Below are 16,871 nucleotides of genomic sequence, written 5' to 3'. Positions count from 1 at the left end.
GAGGGGATTTATCCCCGTTGGGGTGCGCAGCGCCCCCTCTTTTGATTCAAGAAAGAAGGGGACTGCTGCGCAGTCCAACGGGAATAAATCCCCTCGCCACATATCCCCCTCGCCACAGGGTTATTCGTTGCTCAAGGGAGTTGCCAAGGTGCTGGCGGGCTCTGGCCGTTGATGCTTCTGCAACACCGGCAGCTCCAGCCGCGCCCGGCCATAAAACGCCAGTGCCGTCAGTAAACAGGCCAGCCAGACGAATATTCCGGCCCAGAACGTGTGGGACATGTAGTGCCAACCTTGCAGGACCCGTGTCGTGCCATAGACAAAACCGAGCAGCAGCGAACCCCACAGAATCGCGCTGGAAAAGCGCCACTGGTAACGGCGCGCAACGAAGTACAACGCCAGCATGGTAAAACCGCCCGACGCATGCCCGCCCGGCCAGCAGCGTCCCTCTCCCGCTTCATGGAACAGCTGGAAATTGTTGTACCACTCCACGTGAGCCATTTTTCCACCGTAAAGCGTGGTCTCGATCGGACAGTAAACGCTGGTGTGCGCCTTGAGGAAATGGATCACGCCGGTGCAAACGGCAAACGCAACGACGACGAAGAAAAAATCCCTACGGTGATCGGCGGCAAATCGCAGCAGCGGAGCAACTTTGCTTCGCTCGAGAACCCCCCCGAGTCGTGGGCGCTTCTGCGGATTGACCAACGGCCAGACCACCGAGAGCATCGCGCCGATCAGGGCGATTTCCGCCGTCCAGTTCGGAATGATCCGCGCCCATTTGTGCGTGAGCTTTTCGAAGAAGTGGATTTTGTCGAGCGGGAACGTCTGGGTCAGCGGATCGAACAACAGATTGCTGAAGGCGATGTCGATTTTGGTCATGTCGAACATCAGGAACACCAACGCCGCGCAGGCCAGCGGGATGCCGAAGTTGTAAGCGTAAAAACGAGTATTCATTCGGTGGTCACCGTGTGCCAGTCGGAGGCTTCAATGAAGCCGAGCATTTTCGGCGCCGCCGGACTGGCAGCGGAAACAAACAGCGAAGAGCCGTAGCCGGGATCGGAAGCGGGCACCTTCAGGTCTTTTTCGATCTGCGCCATGCATTCGCTGTGGGTCACCAGAATCAAGTTACGACCCGGGATCTTGTGCGCAAGCGCCTCCTGCAACATGCGCCCCTTGCAACTGATCAACCAGTCTTCGCCGGTCGCCGCACGGTTAAACATGTACCCGGCCGTCTGCACGGTGCGCACCATCGGGCTGTTATAGATGTCGGCATTGTTCAGCCCCAGTTGCTCGAATTGCGCGCCGACCGCGACCGCCACGCTGCGCGAGCGGTCGGTGATGCCGTCATTGCCACTCAGGCAGCGCGCCTTGGAGTGATCGCAACGCTCGACATGGCGCACCAGCACGATCATCTCGCCCTTTTCCCAACCCGTTGCCAACGCCTGCGCGCCAGCCACATTGCCATGGGCCAGGTCGGGGACCGCCGCCGGGGCGAGCAACCACAACGTCAGCGGTATCACCAGTGCCGATGCCGCCAACACCACCCAAGTGTTGCGAAAACGCGCCAGACCGCTCAGATCGATCGAGCGTTTGACGCCGAACAGACTCAGTCTCAATTCCACAAAAAGCCGCCTCGCCAGCCTGCATCACTTGTCATTCGATGCGGCGAAGGTACAGAGGCGGGCGTCGGCAGCCAGTGAAACCCATGTGAAAAAAGTCTTGGGATCCGTTGTTACAAATTCTGTCCGACAAAATCCTTTCAGCTCTCGGATTTGCGGCCGATACAGACCTGCTAACACCCTTGCTGGCTCAAAAAAACAACAATCTTCCAGCCTAACCGACGACAAGAAACCCTACGTTTCTGGAGGATTTGTGATGAATAGCTGGTTCGGCAACATCAGCGTGAACATGAAACTGGGCCTGGGCTTCGGCCTGGTACTAGCCCTGACCTGCGTGCTGGCCCTGACGGGCTGGACCAGCCTAGGTGGCCTGATCGACCGCAGCAACTGGATGAGCGACATCACCCAGCTCAACGCCGGCCTGACCAAACTGCGCGTGGTGCGCCTGCAATACATGCTGACCAACGGCGACGAAACCGCCGCGCAGAACGTGCAGACCACCCTTGAAAGTTTTGCCGCGCAACAACAGAAGCTGATCAACAGCTTCAAGAGCCCGGAAAACGTCAAACTGCTCAAGGAGCAGGCAGCGACCATCGCTGAATACCAGACGTCGCTGAACAAAATGCGCAACGCCTACCGCACCGGCAACAGCGCGCGCGACAGCATGAGCGTGAGTGCCGAGACCGCGTACAACCAGATCGAATCGATCAGCAAACGCGTGCAGCAGATGGACATGAGCGAGCAGCGTTTCGCACAGTTCCAGGCGATCACCGCCGCCAAGGAAGCGTTCATCCTCGCCCGCTACGAAGTGCGCGGCTACACCGCCGCCACCAACGCCGAAACAGAGCAGAAAGCCGTCGGCCAACTGGATGTCGCGATCGCCAGCCTCAAGCAACTGAACGTGCATTTCGCCGATTCTCAGCAAGACGCCCTGCGTCAGCTGGAAACCGCACTGGTCAACTATCGCAGCGCGTTGATGGCCTATAAAAATGCCAACACTGACGCCGTACAGGCCCGTAAGGAAATGACCGATCAAGGCACCGCGATCGTCAACACCAGCGAGCAGCTGTACCAGATTCAACTCGACCGCCGCGATGTCGAAAGCGCCCAAGCACGCACCTTCCAGTTGATCAGCACGCTGCTGGCACTGCTGGTGGGCGTGATTGCTGCGGTGATCATCACCCGTCAGATCACCCGTCCGCTGCAGGAAACCCTGGCCGTGGTCGAGCGCATCGCCAGCGGCGACCTGACCCAGAACGTCACCGTCACCCGCCGCGACGAACTCGGCGTGCTGCAACAAGGCATCGCGCGCATGGGCGTGACCTTGCGTGATTTGATCAGCGGCATCCGCGACGGCGTCACCCAGATCGCCAGCGCCGCCGAAGAGCTGTCGGCCGTCACCGAACAGACCAGCGCCGGTGTGAACAGCCAGAAGATCGAAACCGATCAGGTCGCCACCGCGATGCACGAGATGACTGCCACCGTGCAGGAAGTCGCGCGCAACGCCGAAGAAGCCTCGCAAGCCGCTGCCGCCGCTGACGGCGAAGCCCGTGAAGGCGACAAAGTGGTGAACGAAGCCATCGCGCAGATCGAACGTCTGGCCAGCGAAGTGGTGCGTTCGACCGAAGCCATGAGCGTGCTGCAACAGGAAAGCGACAAGATCGGCAGCGTCATGGACGTGATCAAAGCCGTTGCCGAACAGACCAACCTGCTCGCCCTCAACGCCGCGATCGAAGCAGCGCGCGCCGGTGAAGCCGGTCGTGGATTTGCCGTGGTCGCCGACGAAGTTCGTGGCCTGGCCCAGCGTACGCAGAAGTCCACCGAAGAAATCGAAGGCCTGGTCGCCGGTCTGCAGAACGGCACCCAGCAGGTGTCGGCGGTAATGAGCAACAGCCGCGCGCTGACTGACAGCAGCGTGGCGCTGACGCGCAAAGCTGGCCTGTCACTGGAAAGCATCACCCGCACGGTGTCGAACATTCAGTCGATGAACCAGCAGATTGCTGCGGCGGCTGAACAGCAAAGCGCCGTGGCTGAAGAGATCAGCCGCAGCATCATCAACGTGCGCGATGTGTCGGAACAGACCGCCGCAGCCAGTGATGAGACGGCGGCGTCGAGTGTTGAACTGGCGCGTTTGGGTGGTCAGTTGCAGCAGATGGTAAGCCATTTCCGCGTTTGATCTTCGTACAGCGCTAAAGCAAAAAACCAATCGCGGGCAAGCCCGCTCCCACAGGTTTTTCAGTCGTTCACAGATGTTGTGTTCGACTCATAACCTTGTGGAAGCGGGCTTGCCCGCGATTGCGTCAGGCCTGTCACCTGGATATTCCGGAAAACTCGCATCATGTAGGAGCTGCCGCAGGCTGCGATCTTTTGATCTTCGCTTTTGAACAATCTGAAGCAGGATCAAAAGATCGCAGCCTTCGGCCGCTCCTACAGTGCCATGTGGGTAGCGAGCTTTCTCAGGGGCTATCTACTTCGCGTTAGTGAGCCTCAGGCTGCCCACGGGTTAATCATCTCCACACCGCTGAACTCGAAATCCTTCACGTTACGGGTAGCGATGGGGGCGCCATGGGTTCGGCAGATCGCAGCAATTTGCGCATCGGCCATCGAAATCGCGCGGCCTTTTGATTCGCAATCCGCAACAAGCGTTGCGTACTCGACAGCGGCATGAGCGTCGAAAGACAAAATACGTCCGGCAAAGTCTTCTTCGAACATCGCCATGGCATGGGCTTCAAGTTTTTGTTTGCGCTTTCCGGAAGGCAGCCGAGCGATGCCGTGAAGTATTTCTGCCACGGTCACGGCACTCACTGCCAGCTCCATCGCGGGTTGCGCATCAACCCAGGCAAGCACCCGGGACGCTGGCTCGACTCGCATGAACTCTGATAGAACGTTGGTATCAAGCACTATCATTCGGAGAAATCCACCGCAGTGGCTTTCTCTGAACGCTCCGGCAAATCGAGGTCTATTCCGCCGACAGCACTGAATCTGTTGCGGATTCGGCTGCCAAGGCCACCGGCACGGTCTACCGTTGTCAGAGCCCGGCCTAAAATAAGTCGAGCCTCTTCCTCCATGGAATGCCCATTGTGAGCCGCGGTGATGCGCAGTTGTTCCTTGAGCTTTTCATCAAGGTTTCGAATTGTAATGCTGGCCACGACGCCTCCTGCAATCAATGAAATCATTGATTGCAGGCTAGCACATCTTCAACTATCAAAACCCGGCAACTTTACCAATGGTATCCCGCTTAACGAGTCCCACGCTGGCGCAACGCCGACGGCATGAAATACGCGTCCTCCGGCACCGGTTGCGCAAAATCCACGGTCTCCGCTTCTTCGTTATCAAGGTTCTGCACGTAGTAACGGCGCGCCTGTAGATCATGGAAGACGTCCAGCGCACTCCAGGTGGTCGGTAGGTCGTAGAAGTTTTTCAGGTAGGCCATCGACACGCGCCACAACTCCCCTCGCCCATCGTATTGATCGACCAGTGCGGCGCCCCAGCTGTCTTCATCGAGAAACAGCACGCGTTTGGAATAGATGTGTCGCGAACCTGGTTTGAGGTTGCCTTCCACCACCCAGACCCGGTGCAGTTCGTAGCGGGTGAACTGCGGGTTGAGGTGGCCGGGGGTGAGCAGTTGCGCGTATTTCACGTCGGGGCTGCCGACTTTGTAATTGTTGTAGGGAATGTAGATTTCCTGTTTGCCCTTGAGCTTCCACTCGTAGCGATCCGGCGAGCCGTTGAACAGGTCGGTGTCGTCGGCGGTGCGCAGGCCATCGGAGGAGGCGATTGGCGTGTCGTAGGCGAGGTTCGGCGCACGGCGTACGCGGCGTTGGCCGGCGTCGTAGATCCAGGCCTGGCGCGCGTCCTTGAGCTGGTCGAGGGTTTCGTGCACGAGGGCAGCGCCACCGGCCAGTCGCGCCGGGCTTTTCACGAAGGCGAGGTAGTAGAACAGGATGTTTTTCAGGTCAGCGAACTGGCCGTTCGGGCGGTAGTAGTTAAACAGCGCTTCCTGCTGCGAAGTGACCAGCGCGAAGCTGCCGTTGCGTTGGACCGGCGCTTCGGAGGCGCGGCGCACGACGTAGATGCCGCGATAGCGGGTGATGTGGTTCCACAACACTTCGATGCCGTCCTTGGGCACCGGAAACGGTACGCCGCCGTAGGCATCGGAGAAGCCGCTGCCGCCTTCGAGCAACTTTGCCGAGGTGGCGTTTTTCAGGGTGTTGTCGTACACCCATTGCGGCGCCGAGCCGGAGCGGCGGGACGGGTAAATCGGCATCTGGAAGGTGTCGGGATAGCTGTTGAACAAGGCGATCTGGCCGGGGCTGAGGTGCGTTTTGTACTGGTCGAGATTGGCTTTGGTGATGGTGAACAGCGGTTTGTCGGCGGCGTACGGATCGGGGTGATGCTGACCCGACTTGTAACCGGCGGGGGCTTGGGTGATGCCGCCCGTCCACGCTGGGATGGTGCCGGCGGCGTTGCCAGCCCGCTCGGCGCCCATGGGAGTCAGGGTGGTTTTCAGTTGTTCGGCTTGTTGCGGGGTTATGGCGGCGAAGACGCTGCCGGCGGCCAGACTCATGACGAGCGCGAGCGTGGTCTTGGTCAATCGTGAAGTGTGAAACATGATCAATCTCCGAAATGGGAGTGAGGTCTGCAATGCTCCGCAGTTCCCCTGTAGGAGTGAGCCTGCTCGCGATAGCGGTGTGTCAGACAACACCTACAACGACTGAAAGTCCGCCATCGCGAGCAGGCTCACTCCTACAAGGGGTGCGTCGATATTCTGGGTATCAAAGGAAATACTTGAGGTTGAACCCGACGTTGTCGCGGTCGCGGATGCCGTTGTTCTGCCCGCCGCCGTAAAACTCGGTGTACTGCAGTTCGGCCTCGAGCTTGTTCTGGTAGTTGGCCTTGATCCCCAGCGTGTAGGCCTTGCGCCCTTCGATGGTGTTGCCGGCCTGGTAGCTGTTGCCCTGGAAGTCGTCCTTGTAAACGATGTAAGGCGAGACGTTGACCCCGGCGTACACGTCGTTCCACGTGCCGTTGAGCATCGCCGTGTAGCTGTAGGAATCACGGTTGACCTGATCGTCGCGATCACCGCCCGACACATAGGAATAGTTACCGGTACCCGCGTAATAACGGTTCGTGCCGTCATAAGCGGTGTATTGCAGACTGCTGCCGCGCAGGTGTTCGGAGGCCAGTTCGAAGATGCCGAACAGCGAGTCGAACGAGGCCGTCGGGCCGAAGTTGTAGATGGTCCCCAGCGAGGTGTTGAACGCTTCGACACGTTCGGCGTTGTTGATCTCGCTGTTGAGGTTGACCATCTGCCCACCGACATTGATCGACCGACCCGTCACCGCCACAGCCGCACCGTTGGCCAGGTCGCCAATCAAATCGTTGGTCGCCGCGACGCCGATCGGCAGATTCGGTCGATAAGCGATTTCACCGAACACCGAGGCCTCGCCCAACGTCGTGTTGAAACTGAAGCCATACATGCGGATGTCTTCGGCGTAACGCCGATGCGCCTGGATATTGCCCATCACATCAGCGGTGGCCAGACCGTTGGCGAGCGCTCCCGCCTGATCGCCCGCGACGCCCGCCAGCAGGTTGGTCAGGGCGTTCATGTCGATGCCCTTGTAACCGCCGAGATCCGCCGCGATGGTCGGTTCCTTCGCGTGGTAGTTGACCATGTACAAACCGAACTCGGTGCTGTTGAGTTGCTCGGCGATGTAGCGAAACGCGAAGCCAAACTGGCCGTCGTTGCGCGCGTTGTAGTCTTTGCCGATCGACGCCACTTTCAAGGTATTGCCGTAGGCCGGGGTCACCCCGTTGGCGTACAGCCCGGTGGATTTCAGCACCGGCCCCAGCAACGGGTTGTTGCCCAGCGCGCTGTACAAACCGATGACATTGCCAAATCCCGGCACCGGCGTATCGAGTGCGGTGCCGCTGAAATTGTTGTAACCGGTGTTGCCGCCGTCAGCGAACAGATCGGTCTGCGAGTAGAAAGTGCCGACCGGATCGATGCGAGTTTCCTTCCAGTTGGTCTGGTAGAAACTCTCCATGGTCAGCGAATCGGTCAGGCCGATGTTGAAGCTCAGCGCCTCGACCGGCACCAGCACTTCTTTCACTTCGGCGCCGGGCAAACGGTACTTCGCGGCGTCCACCGGGTTGGTGGTGTTGATCCCGCCGCGATAGAAAATCCCCTCGCCCCAGTTGAACACCTGACGGCCGACACGCGCGGTCACCGGCATCTGCGCAACGTCCCAACTGCCGTGTACATAGGCGTCGAGCATCTCGATGCGGCTGCCGGCGATGTCGCGGGTCTGACTGGTGAAGCGGTCGTCCTGCGGGTAACTCTGGCTTGGTTGCGAAGGGCTGTTGTTGTCGTAGTAGTTGTTGCGCTTGTCCATCAACTGCGTGTCGTAAAACGCGGTGCCGCGCATGAACAAACCGTAGTTCTGATAGTTGGCTTCAAGCTCGGAGGTGATCTTGTACACCTCGGAAACCAGCCCGGTGTCGAAGTTGCGATTGCCGTCGTTGGTGTTGACGTCATCGTTACTTTTATCGCGACCCTGCACCCGCCACAAACGACCGTAGGACAAGGTCGTGTCGAACGAGCCGGTGACCTGTTTGTCGAGCACGCTGAATTCCACCGCGTGCGCGCCATCGACTGCGCACAGTTGCAGCAAGCCGGCGAGGCCGACACCGGGCAGCGCGGCGCCCGTCAGGCGCAATCGAGTGTTGATCATGTGTTCCTCCTTCCCTGTTTTTTTATTGTTTTTTTATCCTGCCGCGAGGGCTAGGGTGCCAATCCCGCGCTGACGTAAATCCGGCTGTGCGCGCCGAAATGGCCGAGCAATTTGAACAGCTGCTGATTGAGCGCCGGATGGTCGAAATTTTCCCGTTGCAGCTGATTGCCGCTGCTGAAATCACTGGTCGCTGGCGCCGTTGCAAGCCACTGGCCGATGGCCTCGTCGAAGGCTGCGGAATCGTCGACCGACTCGGCACTGACCACTTCACGCAGGTAGTCCACCGAGTACGGCGGATAGCGTTTGTCCTGGGCGACATCGACGTAAGCGTCGAGCATCGGATGCGGCTGCCCGACGCGCAGCAAGCGGCGCAGCCAGGTCGACTGGTACTTCTCCACTTCCATGTGCCGCGTGGCGACGCGCTCGATGGCGGCCTGTTTGTCTTCGGCGAAACCGGCGATTGCCTTGCCTTCCAGCAGCAGCAGACTGGCGAGGTCGACGCCCGGCAATGGCTTGGCGTGATAGGGCTGGGTCAGGTCCTGAATGTGGTGCAGGCCCCAGCCAAGAAAGCGATAGCCCCAGTACGGATGACCGCTGGCAAACGCCAGTCGCGCCAGCCCCATGTATTGATACGCGCGCCAGTCCGGCCAACTGCGTTCGAGGAACCCGGCAGCCGCGTAGACCACCGCGCTTTCGTGGAAGAAGCCCATGTGAAACGGCGCCTGCGAGCTGTATTGAAACCGTGCATCGCCGAACGGCTGCGGGCCGAATCCGTAGAGCGCGCCGACGTTACCGGGGTTGTCGCTGAACAGATTGATGTCGTGACCGTAATCCGGCTCATCGGCGGCGCTGGCCAGCACCGCCAGTGGGGCGACTTTTTCATGCTCGGCGACAACGATAAAGCGCTGGCGATTCCATGGTGAAAGGGTCTGTTCGACCATGACTTGATCGGCTTGCAGATGCGTACGTTCGGGCAGGTCTTTGCCCGGCAATGGCTGAATGACCATCGCCAGATGAATCTGCGGATTGATGCGCAACGCGGTAAGGAAGTCGTGGCGCAGATTGTCACTCGGCGTGGCGGGTAATTTCAGGATGTCGGGGCGCGGCGGGTATTGAGTGAAGTGCTTGCGGGCGAAGGTTTCCTGCTCCTCCAGCAGCGCACTCACGGCCTCGTATTGCTGCGCAAGAAAGGTTTCCAGCGGCTCGACTTCGACCAGTGGCGCGTCGCGCAAGGCCGGCAGATCCTGCAATGCCAGATAGCTGCCCACCGTATGGTTCGACCAGCCCCAGGCACTCGGGGCCGTTGCACAAAGCAGCAACAGGAGGAAGGTCAGCTTCATGGCTTGTGGTTCTTATTGGAGAGGCCGTGGGGGATGAGCCTAACAACCGACCTCGCTGCTGACACTGTCCGATCTCACCAGAAAAACTCTCCGATGGCGCCATTCCAAATCTCAACACGATCCCTGTAGGAGCTGCCGAAGGCTGCGATCTTTTGATGTTGATCTGAAAAAACAAGATCAAAAGATCGCAGCCTTCGGCAGCTCCTACAGGGGGATTTATGGTGGGTTTTCAGGCGGGGTAGCCGGTGATTTTGCGGATGCTCTGGTACAGCGGTTTGAGTTGGCGGTACATGCGCAGGTAGACGTCTTTGTACAGTTGCTCGTAGATTTTTTGTGCCTCGGGTTGGGGGTGGAAGACCGCACCGACTCGGGTCATCGCCGCGATGGCCGTGGGGAAATCCACGTGCAATCCCAACCCCACCGCACAACAAATCGCCGCGCCCAGGCCCGACGCTTCGTAGACATGCGGACGCTCCGCCGGCAGGCCGAAAATATTTGCCGTCAGTTGCATCGCCGCATCACTTTGCGAACCGCCACCGGCCACGCGCAGACGCTTGATCGACACCTTTGAACGCCGCTCGATATTCTCCATGCCCTGACGCAACGCATACGCCAACCCTTCAAGAATCGCCCGGTAAATATGCGCGCGGGTGTGCACATCGCCGAAGCCGATCATCGCGCCTTTCGCCTCGACACCCGGCTCGCGAATCCCCGGCGACCAGTACGGTTGCAGCATCAAACCCATCGAACCTGGCGGCACCGCATCGACCAGCGCATCGAACAGTTGCTCCGGCTCGATACCCTGCGCTTGCGCCTGCTGCATCTCGCGCAGACCGAACTCGTTCTTGAACCAGCTGACCATCCAGTAACCGCGATAAATCATCACCTCGCAGTTGTACTGATCCGGCACCGCCGAGGGGTACGGCGGAATCAACGGGACGATTTCCAGATAGCGCGAACGGGTGCTGGTGATCGTCGCCGTGGTGCCGTAAGACAAACACACCGTGTTCGTATCGACCACGCCGGAACCGACCACTTCGCAGGCCTTGTCGGCACCCGCCGCAATCAACGGCAAGCCTTCCGGAATACCGGTATGGCGAGCGGCTTCAGCGGTGATGTAGCCAAGGGTTTCACCGGGTTTGTGCAGGGTCGGCAATTGCTCGGGCCGCACCGCCAGCGCCTGCCATTTCCAGTCACTCGGCGCAGCCCATTTCAGGCGTTTGAAGTCGAACGGCAGATAGCCGACGCAGCAGCCCACCGAGTCGACGAAGCGTCCGCAAAGACGATGGGTGAGAAACCCCGACAGCAGCAAAAACTTGTCCGTCGTCGCCCACACCTCAGGCTGATGCTGAGCGATCCAGTTCGCCTCAGCCTGGGCACGAAAATAATCCACGGTGCCCTGCGCGCCGACCAGTTTGAACAGCCAGCCCCAAGGCCCTTTGATCCCGCCTTCGACTTCGCTCTGACGCTGATCGAGCCACAGAATCGCCGGACGCAATGGCTTGCCCTCGGCATCGACGTTGATCACCGTACCGCGCTGAGTGGTCAGCGAAACACCGGCAATCTGCGAACGATCAATGCCAGTCTGCGCCCACACCTGCTGACAAGCCTCGCCGAGTTTCGCCCAGTAATACTCCGGATCCTGCTCGGCCCAGCCCGGTTGCGTCGAGTAATACGCCTGCAATTCAACCTTGCCTTTGCCGAGCAGATTGCCCTGCAAATCGAAGAGCAGCGCGCGCACGCTCTGGGTGCCGTTGTCGATCGCCAGCAGGTAACGCTTGTTTGGGTGGTTATCCATGGAGCTCTCTTCAAGGGGCATCAACGCGTGGCATCCGGCAAACCGTGATGGCGTTGCCACAACGCCCGATAACGCTGAGTTTCTTGCTGCCAGCGTTCATCGCTCCAGGCCAGTCGTGGCTGGCAGAGTTGGCGGATGGCGGTGAAATATTCTTCGCCGCCATGAGGCAACAGCAGACCGAGACGCGTGCGGCGCAGGAGCAGATCGTCGAGATGCAGAACCATTTCAGACTCGCAGGCGAAAGCCAGTTCGGCCCACAAAGTGTCCGTAGCGCCGACCGCGTCGTGGCCGACTTCTTTGATCAATTGCGCCAGCCTCGGCAAGTCGCGGCCATGCCGTCCGGCCAGACGTCGCCATTGTTGGCGATTCAATTCAGCAATCGGCAGCGCAGGCACAGCGGCAAACACTGGCGCGGCGTCATCGACGAAGGGACGTTCGAGCATGTCCGCGCAGGCCTTGAGCACTTCGATGGCTTGCGGGCGGAACGTGGTCAGTTTGCCGCCGGCCAAGGTCACGCAACCGGGCTCCTGCCACAGCACATGTTCACGGGTTTCGTTCGAGGGTTTGTGTTGATGATCGCCCGCTGCACTGCCGACTACCGGACGTACGCCCGACCAGGTCGACAACACGTCATTCGCCATCACTTCTGCGCCAGGGAATTGTTGCGTGCAGGCGGCCAGCAGATAGTCGAGTTCTTCAGCGCTGATGCTCGCGCTCTGATCCAGATCTTCGCGATGATCAAGATCCGTGGTGCCCACCACCGTCGCGCCTTCCCACGGAAAAACGAACACCGGTCTCCGGTCGCGCTCATGCAGAAACGTGAACGCCTGCGCCACCGGCAGACGCCAGCTCGGCAGCAATAAATGACTGCCGCGTAACGGCCGTAATTGCCGTGGAGTCTCAGTCGGGCGCAAGCGTTCAGCCCACGCACCAGTGGCCACCGCGAGCACACCACAACGCAATTGCAGGGTCGCGCCGGCTTCGCAATCTTCGATCTGCACGCCGCACACTCGGCCGTTTTCTCGCAGCAAATGTTCGACGCGAATGCCGTTAACCACGACCGCGCCATCGGCGCGCGCCTCGCTCAATACGCGCATCACCAGCCGCGCATCGTCGGTCAGTGCATCGACAAAACGGGTGCCGCCGAGCAAGTCATTTTCCTTCACGCCAGGCGCCAGATAACGCAGCTGCTGCGCGTCATGAAAACGATGGCTGCGCCGACCCGCCAAGGCGTCGTAAACGCTTAGCAAACCACCCAACACCCGAGGCCCGGGAAAACCACCGCGATAGTGCGGCATCATGAAACTCATCGGCTCGACCAGCCCCGGCGCTTCGTCGAGCAAGCGCTGACGCTCGCGCACCGAATCACGGGTCAGGCGCCATTGTCCTTTAGCGATGTAACGCAAACCGCCATGGACCATTTTCGAGGATCGGCTAGACGTGCCCCAGGCAAAATCACGCTGTTCCAGCAACAGACAACGCCAACCACGGCGCGCCGCTTCACGCAGGATGCCGGCGCCGCTGATGCCGCCGCCAATGACGATCAGATCCCAGGTTTCCTCCGCCAGTGTTGGCAGAATCTGCTGGCGCCACGCGGCGTTCCAGTCCTGACTCATGGCCGTCACTCCGGCAGCAGCGTGCCGGGGTTGAGGCGCCCGGCCGGATCGAAGTGTTTGCTCAGCGCCTGCAAGGTATCCATCGCCAATGCGCCCTTCTCGCGCAACAGATACGGCGCGTGATCCTTGCCGACGCCGTGCTGGTGACTGATGGTGCCGTGGTTGTCGACGATGGTCTGGCTGGCCGCGTGTTTGAGCGCTTTCCAGCGCGCCAGCGTCGCGGGGTAATCCGCCGCCGGGCGAAACACGTAGGTGGTGTAGATGCTCGAACCTTCGCCATAGACGTGGGACAGGTGGGTGAACACATGCACGCGTTCGCCCTCGGCGGCCAAGGCCTCGCGCAGACTGTTTTCGATGAGGTTGAGCAGGTTGTCGACGTTGCTCCAGTCGGTGGCGGTTTCGAGGGTGTCGACCACGTAACCGGCGTTCCACAGATTCTCGCGCAGGTAAGGGAAACGGAAGCGGTTCTGCGCCCATTTCTTGCCGAGCAAGGTGCCGGTGAACACGCCGCCGAAGGCCTTGAGATGTTGCCGCGCCTGGGTCAGCGACAATGCGTTTTGCCTACGATTGCCGGTCACGCCGAAGGTCAGCAGGCATTTGCCCTCTGCCGCCCCCCTTAGCTTCAGGTATTTTTCCAGCCAGGCGATTTGCTGCGGATGACCGGCCAGCGCCAGTTGCGTTTCGGTTTCCACCGCATTGGACAGGCGCAACATCGACAGCGGTACGCGCGCCTGGGCCAATTGGCGGATGGCTTGCAGGGCCTTGGTCCAAGAGGGCAGAAATACACCGTAGAAACGCTCATCCGCCGGCAACGCGCTGACCCGCACTTTGACCTCGGAAATGATCCCGAAACGGCCTTCACAACCGAGCACCACTTCGCGCAAATCGGGTCCGGCGGCCGAAGCCGGGAAGGTTGGAATGTGCATCGGCCCGGCGAAGGTTTCCAGTGTTCCGCCAGCAAACAACTGCTCGATCCGGCCATAGCGCAACGACTGCTGACCGCTGGAACGGCTGGCGACCCAACCGCCCAATGTCGACGCCTCCCACGACTGCGGGAAATGCCCCAGCGTGTAGCCCCGCGCACGCAACTGACTTTCCACCTGCGGGCCACTCGCACCGGGGCCGAACGTTGCCAGCAGGCTTTGTTCGTCGAGATCGATCAGGCGATTCATCCGCGCCAGCGACACCGTCACCACCGGCCGCGCTGAATCCGGCGGATTAATGTGCCCGGCCACCGAGGTGCCGCCGCCATACGGGATCAGGCACAAATCCTGTCCATGGGCGAGCGCCAGCAATTGGCGAATATGCTCAGAGGTCTCGGGAAACGCCACGGCATCGGGATAATTGCCCAGCGCACCTTCGCGCAACGCCAGCCAGTCCGGCAGGCTCTGGCCCCGGGCATGCAACAAGCGGTCATGGGCATCGACGCTGTACAAGGTATGCGCCTGCAACCGCGAGGCCGGTACGCGCGCCAATGCCGCTTCAAGCGTGGCATCGGCCAGCGCGCGCCCCTCGCCCAGTCGTTCATGAAGAAACTCCGCGCCCTGGGCCGGCAGTTCGACCACCGTGGTTGCATCTCCCCAGCCGTTCCAGCGTCGCATGCGTGTGTCCTTTTTGCCGTCAGTTCAGTGATATTTCAGGCCCCCATACTAGCCAGCGGCCGCAAAGTGTCACGGTCGCATCCGGCCAGTTCGTGTAGCCAATTGAGTCAAACGTCGCGCAAGCGTCAGCCATTTACTTTAGTCGGGGTTTCAAATTACCTTTCAGGCTATTCGTCCGCCTCCACTGCCGTTGATCAAAGGAATGGGATCATGCAATCGCTTGGCTTCACCTCGGTTCCGCCGCTGCTCAAATACCTGCGCCACGCCGAACAACTGGGCATGGCCGTCGAGCCTGCGTTGGCGGCGGCGGGTTTGCAGGCGCAGCAGTTGAGCGACAACACCCTGCGCTTGCCGGGCGAGGCGCATGAACGCTTGCTGAATTATTTCTGCGAACATTCGGGCGATCCGTTGTTCGGGCTCAACGCGGCGAATTTCGTCCTGCCCAATTCGTGGAGCGTGCTCGGTTACATCACCATGAACTGCGCGACCCTCGGTGATGCGATGAGCCGGATCATGCCGTTCGAGAAACTGGTCGGCGACATGGGCGTCAGTCGCGCCGAGGTGCAGGATGGCCATGTTCATCTGATCTGGACCTGTCGTTATCAGCGTCCGCGGATTCGTCGGCATCTGGTGGAGAACGTGCTGGGGTCATGGCTGCAATATGCACGCTGGATCGCCGATACGCAGATGTCGCCGGCCGCTGTCTGGCTTGAACATTCATGCCCGACCGAGGCGACGCCGGCGCAGTACGAGGCGTTTTTCGATTGCCCGGTGTTGTTCGATCAGCCGTATTCGGCGCTGATCGTGCCGCTGGCGTATTTGCAGCTGCCGTTGCGTCAGGCGGATGCGCAATTGCTGCGAACCCTGGAAGAACATGCGCTGGGATTGATGGCGACGCTTGCGGATGCGTCACTTGAGCAGCAGGTGAAGAACATTCTGCGGCAGTTGCTCAAGGAGGGGTTGCCGCGCAAGGAGCAGGTGGCCGAGCAGCTCGCGGTTTCAGTGCGTACGTTGCAGCGGCAGTTGCATCAGGCGGGGACGTCGTATCAACAGATTCTGGATGATTTGCGCCAGGAGCTGGCTGAGCATTATTTGCTCAACAGTACGTTGCCGATTCAGGACATTGCGCAGTATCTGGGGTTTACCGAACCGAGGTCGTTTCATCGCACGTTCAAGAGTCGGCGGGGGATGCCGCCGGGGGAGTTTCGGCAGATGCATCGGGGGTGAATGTTCCGGCCTCATCGCGAGCAGGCTCACTCCTACAGGGGGGCTGTATGGGACACAGAATTTGCGTTCACTGAAGATCAACTGTAGGAGTGAGCCTGCTCGCGATGAGGCCACTCCCCACAACGCAATAAACACTTTCAAAGATGATGTTTAAGGACACTCAGCGTTACGCGAAACAGCCCACAAATCCTTGCGCCATAACCTACGCCTAAGCCAGAATCCGCCGGCTTGTGCGCCCTGAGCATGCTGCGTAACTTGATTCGGTCACTGATTTCCAGTGATCGGGTTTAGTAGCCCGGAATATTTGGGGCGTATAGCTCATCAAGCAGTCGGGTCTTGCCTGAACGTTATGGTGGCTGTGCGTAGGGCGCCCTCGGGCGCGCCGGTTTCCCAGATCCCCGGTCTACTAACCTGCGCATAGCTGCCTCCACTTCTTTTAGTAGAGAAGCGGTGGCCAGCTTAATTTGAGGATCTGGTTAATGTTAAAAGTTACGCCAAACCCGCCGGCCACCGACCCGGCATCCCCCTACGAATCCCCCGATTCCAAGAGATTCCACGAAGCCGCCGAGCGCGCACTCGATCACTATCTCGGCCCGCCAAATGCCGACCTCATGGCCGCGCCCTACTCCCCCAACACGCTGTACATGGCCAACCCCGAAGCCGATACCGAATCCCTGCTGGCCGACGCCAGCGAAACCCTTGGCTCCGCCACTGTGATGCTAAACAACCATGCGGCGCTGTTTGCAGGCACCCACCGCAAGACTTTGCAGGGTATTGCGCAAGTGGTGATGGTGGCGGAAATGGCGGTTAATCGCGTGTTGGACAGGTTAGTGCCGACCGAGTAACGCAAAAGCCCACCGCCCAACTGGAAGGGTTGGGTGGCTGGCTTCTTTTTGCGGTGTGTCATTTTCCCCTCACCCCAGCCCTCTCCCGAGGGAG

The 16,871-nt window shown here is 60.0% G+C and carries 13 protein-coding genes and 1 pseudogene; 4 read left to right on the top strand and 10 right to left on the bottom strand.

Going from position 1 to position 16,871, the window contains the following annotated elements:
* Positions 1 to 120: 120 nt before the first annotated feature.
* Both ACIPZE_RS19775 and ACIPZE_RS19770 read right to left on the bottom strand, forming a co-directional pair.
* Positions 121 to 951, bottom strand: coding sequence for a phosphatase PAP2 family protein (locus ACIPZE_RS19775; RefSeq protein ID WP_400774749.1), 831 nt, complete (start codon positions 949 to 951; stop codon positions 121 to 123).
* Entirely contained in the window at positions 948 to 1,619 is a 672-nt protein-coding gene (locus tag ACIPZE_RS19770; protein WP_400774747.1) for a histidine phosphatase family protein, read from the bottom strand. Before ACIPZE_RS19770 ends, ACIPZE_RS19775 begins: the two co-directional genes overlap by 4 nt.
* Before the next feature lie 253 nt (positions 1,620 to 1,872).
* On the opposite strand from ACIPZE_RS19770, the pseudogene ACIPZE_RS19765 reads away from it, so the two are divergent.
* Positions 1,873 to 2,934: pseudogene (locus ACIPZE_RS19765) on the top strand (methyl-accepting chemotaxis protein); the annotation flags it as partial.
* Positions 2,929 to 3,792: a methyl-accepting chemotaxis protein gene (locus ACIPZE_RS19760; protein WP_372238473.1), complete on the top strand. Its 864-nt coding sequence runs from the start codon at positions 2,929 to 2,931 to the stop codon at positions 3,790 to 3,792. The pseudogene ACIPZE_RS19765 and the gene ACIPZE_RS19760, both read left to right, overlap by 6 nt.
* A gap of 311 nt (positions 3,793 to 4,103) precedes the next feature.
* Here ACIPZE_RS19760 and ACIPZE_RS19755 read toward each other — a convergent pair whose 3' ends face one another.
* The 8 genes from ACIPZE_RS19755 to ACIPZE_RS19720 all read right to left on the bottom strand — a co-directional run bounded on the left by ACIPZE_RS19755 (position 4,104) and on the right by ACIPZE_RS19720 (position 14,705).
* Positions 4,104 to 4,523, bottom strand: coding sequence for a type II toxin-antitoxin system VapC family toxin (locus tag ACIPZE_RS19755; protein ID WP_283437758.1), 420 nt, complete (start codon positions 4,521 to 4,523; stop codon positions 4,104 to 4,106).
* Entirely contained in the window at positions 4,520 to 4,765 is a 246-nt protein-coding gene (locus ACIPZE_RS19750) for a FitA-like ribbon-helix-helix domain-containing protein (RefSeq protein WP_034154589.1), read from the bottom strand. Before ACIPZE_RS19750 ends, ACIPZE_RS19755 begins: the two co-directional genes overlap by 4 nt.
* A gap of 89 nt (positions 4,766 to 4,854) precedes the next feature.
* A complete protein-coding gene (locus ACIPZE_RS19745) occupies positions 4,855 to 6,183 on the bottom strand; it encodes a DUF1329 domain-containing protein (protein WP_400774774.1) in 1,329 nt (442 codons plus the stop codon).
* A gap of 208 nt (positions 6,184 to 6,391) precedes the next feature.
* The gene (locus ACIPZE_RS19740) at positions 6,392 to 8,350 is read right to left on the bottom strand and encodes a DUF1302 domain-containing protein (protein ID WP_283437761.1); all 1,959 of its coding nucleotides are present in this window, start codon (positions 8,348 to 8,350) and stop codon (positions 6,392 to 6,394) included.
* A gap of 50 nt (positions 8,351 to 8,400) precedes the next feature.
* Positions 8,401 to 9,690 carry a phospholipase gene (locus ACIPZE_RS19735; protein ID WP_400774746.1) on the bottom strand — a complete coding sequence of 430 codons (1,290 nt, stop codon included), beginning with the start codon at positions 9,688 to 9,690 and terminating at the stop codon, positions 8,401 to 8,403.
* Between the two features lie 229 nt (positions 9,691 to 9,919).
* The gene (locus ACIPZE_RS19730) at positions 9,920 to 11,488 is read right to left on the bottom strand and encodes an FGGY-family carbohydrate kinase (protein WP_400774743.1); all 1,569 of its coding nucleotides are present in this window, start codon (positions 11,486 to 11,488) and stop codon (positions 9,920 to 9,922) included.
* Positions 11,489 to 11,508: 20 nt separating this feature from the next.
* The gene (locus ACIPZE_RS19725; protein WP_400774741.1) at positions 11,509 to 13,104 is read right to left on the bottom strand and encodes a glycerol-3-phosphate dehydrogenase/oxidase; all 1,596 of its coding nucleotides are present in this window, start codon (positions 13,102 to 13,104) and stop codon (positions 11,509 to 11,511) included.
* A gap of 5 nt (positions 13,105 to 13,109) precedes the next feature.
* Positions 13,110 to 14,705 carry an FAD-binding oxidoreductase gene (locus tag ACIPZE_RS19720; protein WP_400774738.1) on the bottom strand — a complete coding sequence of 532 codons (1,596 nt, stop codon included), beginning with the start codon at positions 14,703 to 14,705 and terminating at the stop codon, positions 13,110 to 13,112.
* A 210-nt stretch (positions 14,706 to 14,915) separates the two neighbouring features.
* Between ACIPZE_RS19720 and ACIPZE_RS19715 the strand changes: the two genes are divergently transcribed.
* Together ACIPZE_RS19715 and ACIPZE_RS19710 are read left to right on the top strand one after the other, a co-directional pair.
* Positions 14,916 to 15,932 (top strand): AraC family transcriptional regulator, encoded by a 1,017-nt coding sequence (locus ACIPZE_RS19715; RefSeq protein WP_400774736.1) that lies wholly within the window; start codon positions 14,916 to 14,918, stop codon positions 15,930 to 15,932.
* Between the two features lie 479 nt (positions 15,933 to 16,411).
* The gene (locus ACIPZE_RS19710) at positions 16,412 to 16,777 is read left to right on the top strand and encodes a DUF6124 family protein (RefSeq protein ID WP_283437767.1); all 366 of its coding nucleotides are present in this window, start codon (positions 16,412 to 16,414) and stop codon (positions 16,775 to 16,777) included.
* Positions 16,778 to 16,871: the final 94 nt, after the last annotated feature.

The organism is Pseudomonas sp. NPDC089741, assembly GCF_044748825.1.
GTDB lineage: Bacteria > Pseudomonadota > Gammaproteobacteria > Pseudomonadales > Pseudomonadaceae > Aquipseudomonas > Aquipseudomonas helmanticensis.
The sequence above is the reverse complement of the archived record's forward strand: the minus strand, read 5'-3'. Positions and strand labels throughout refer to the sequence as shown.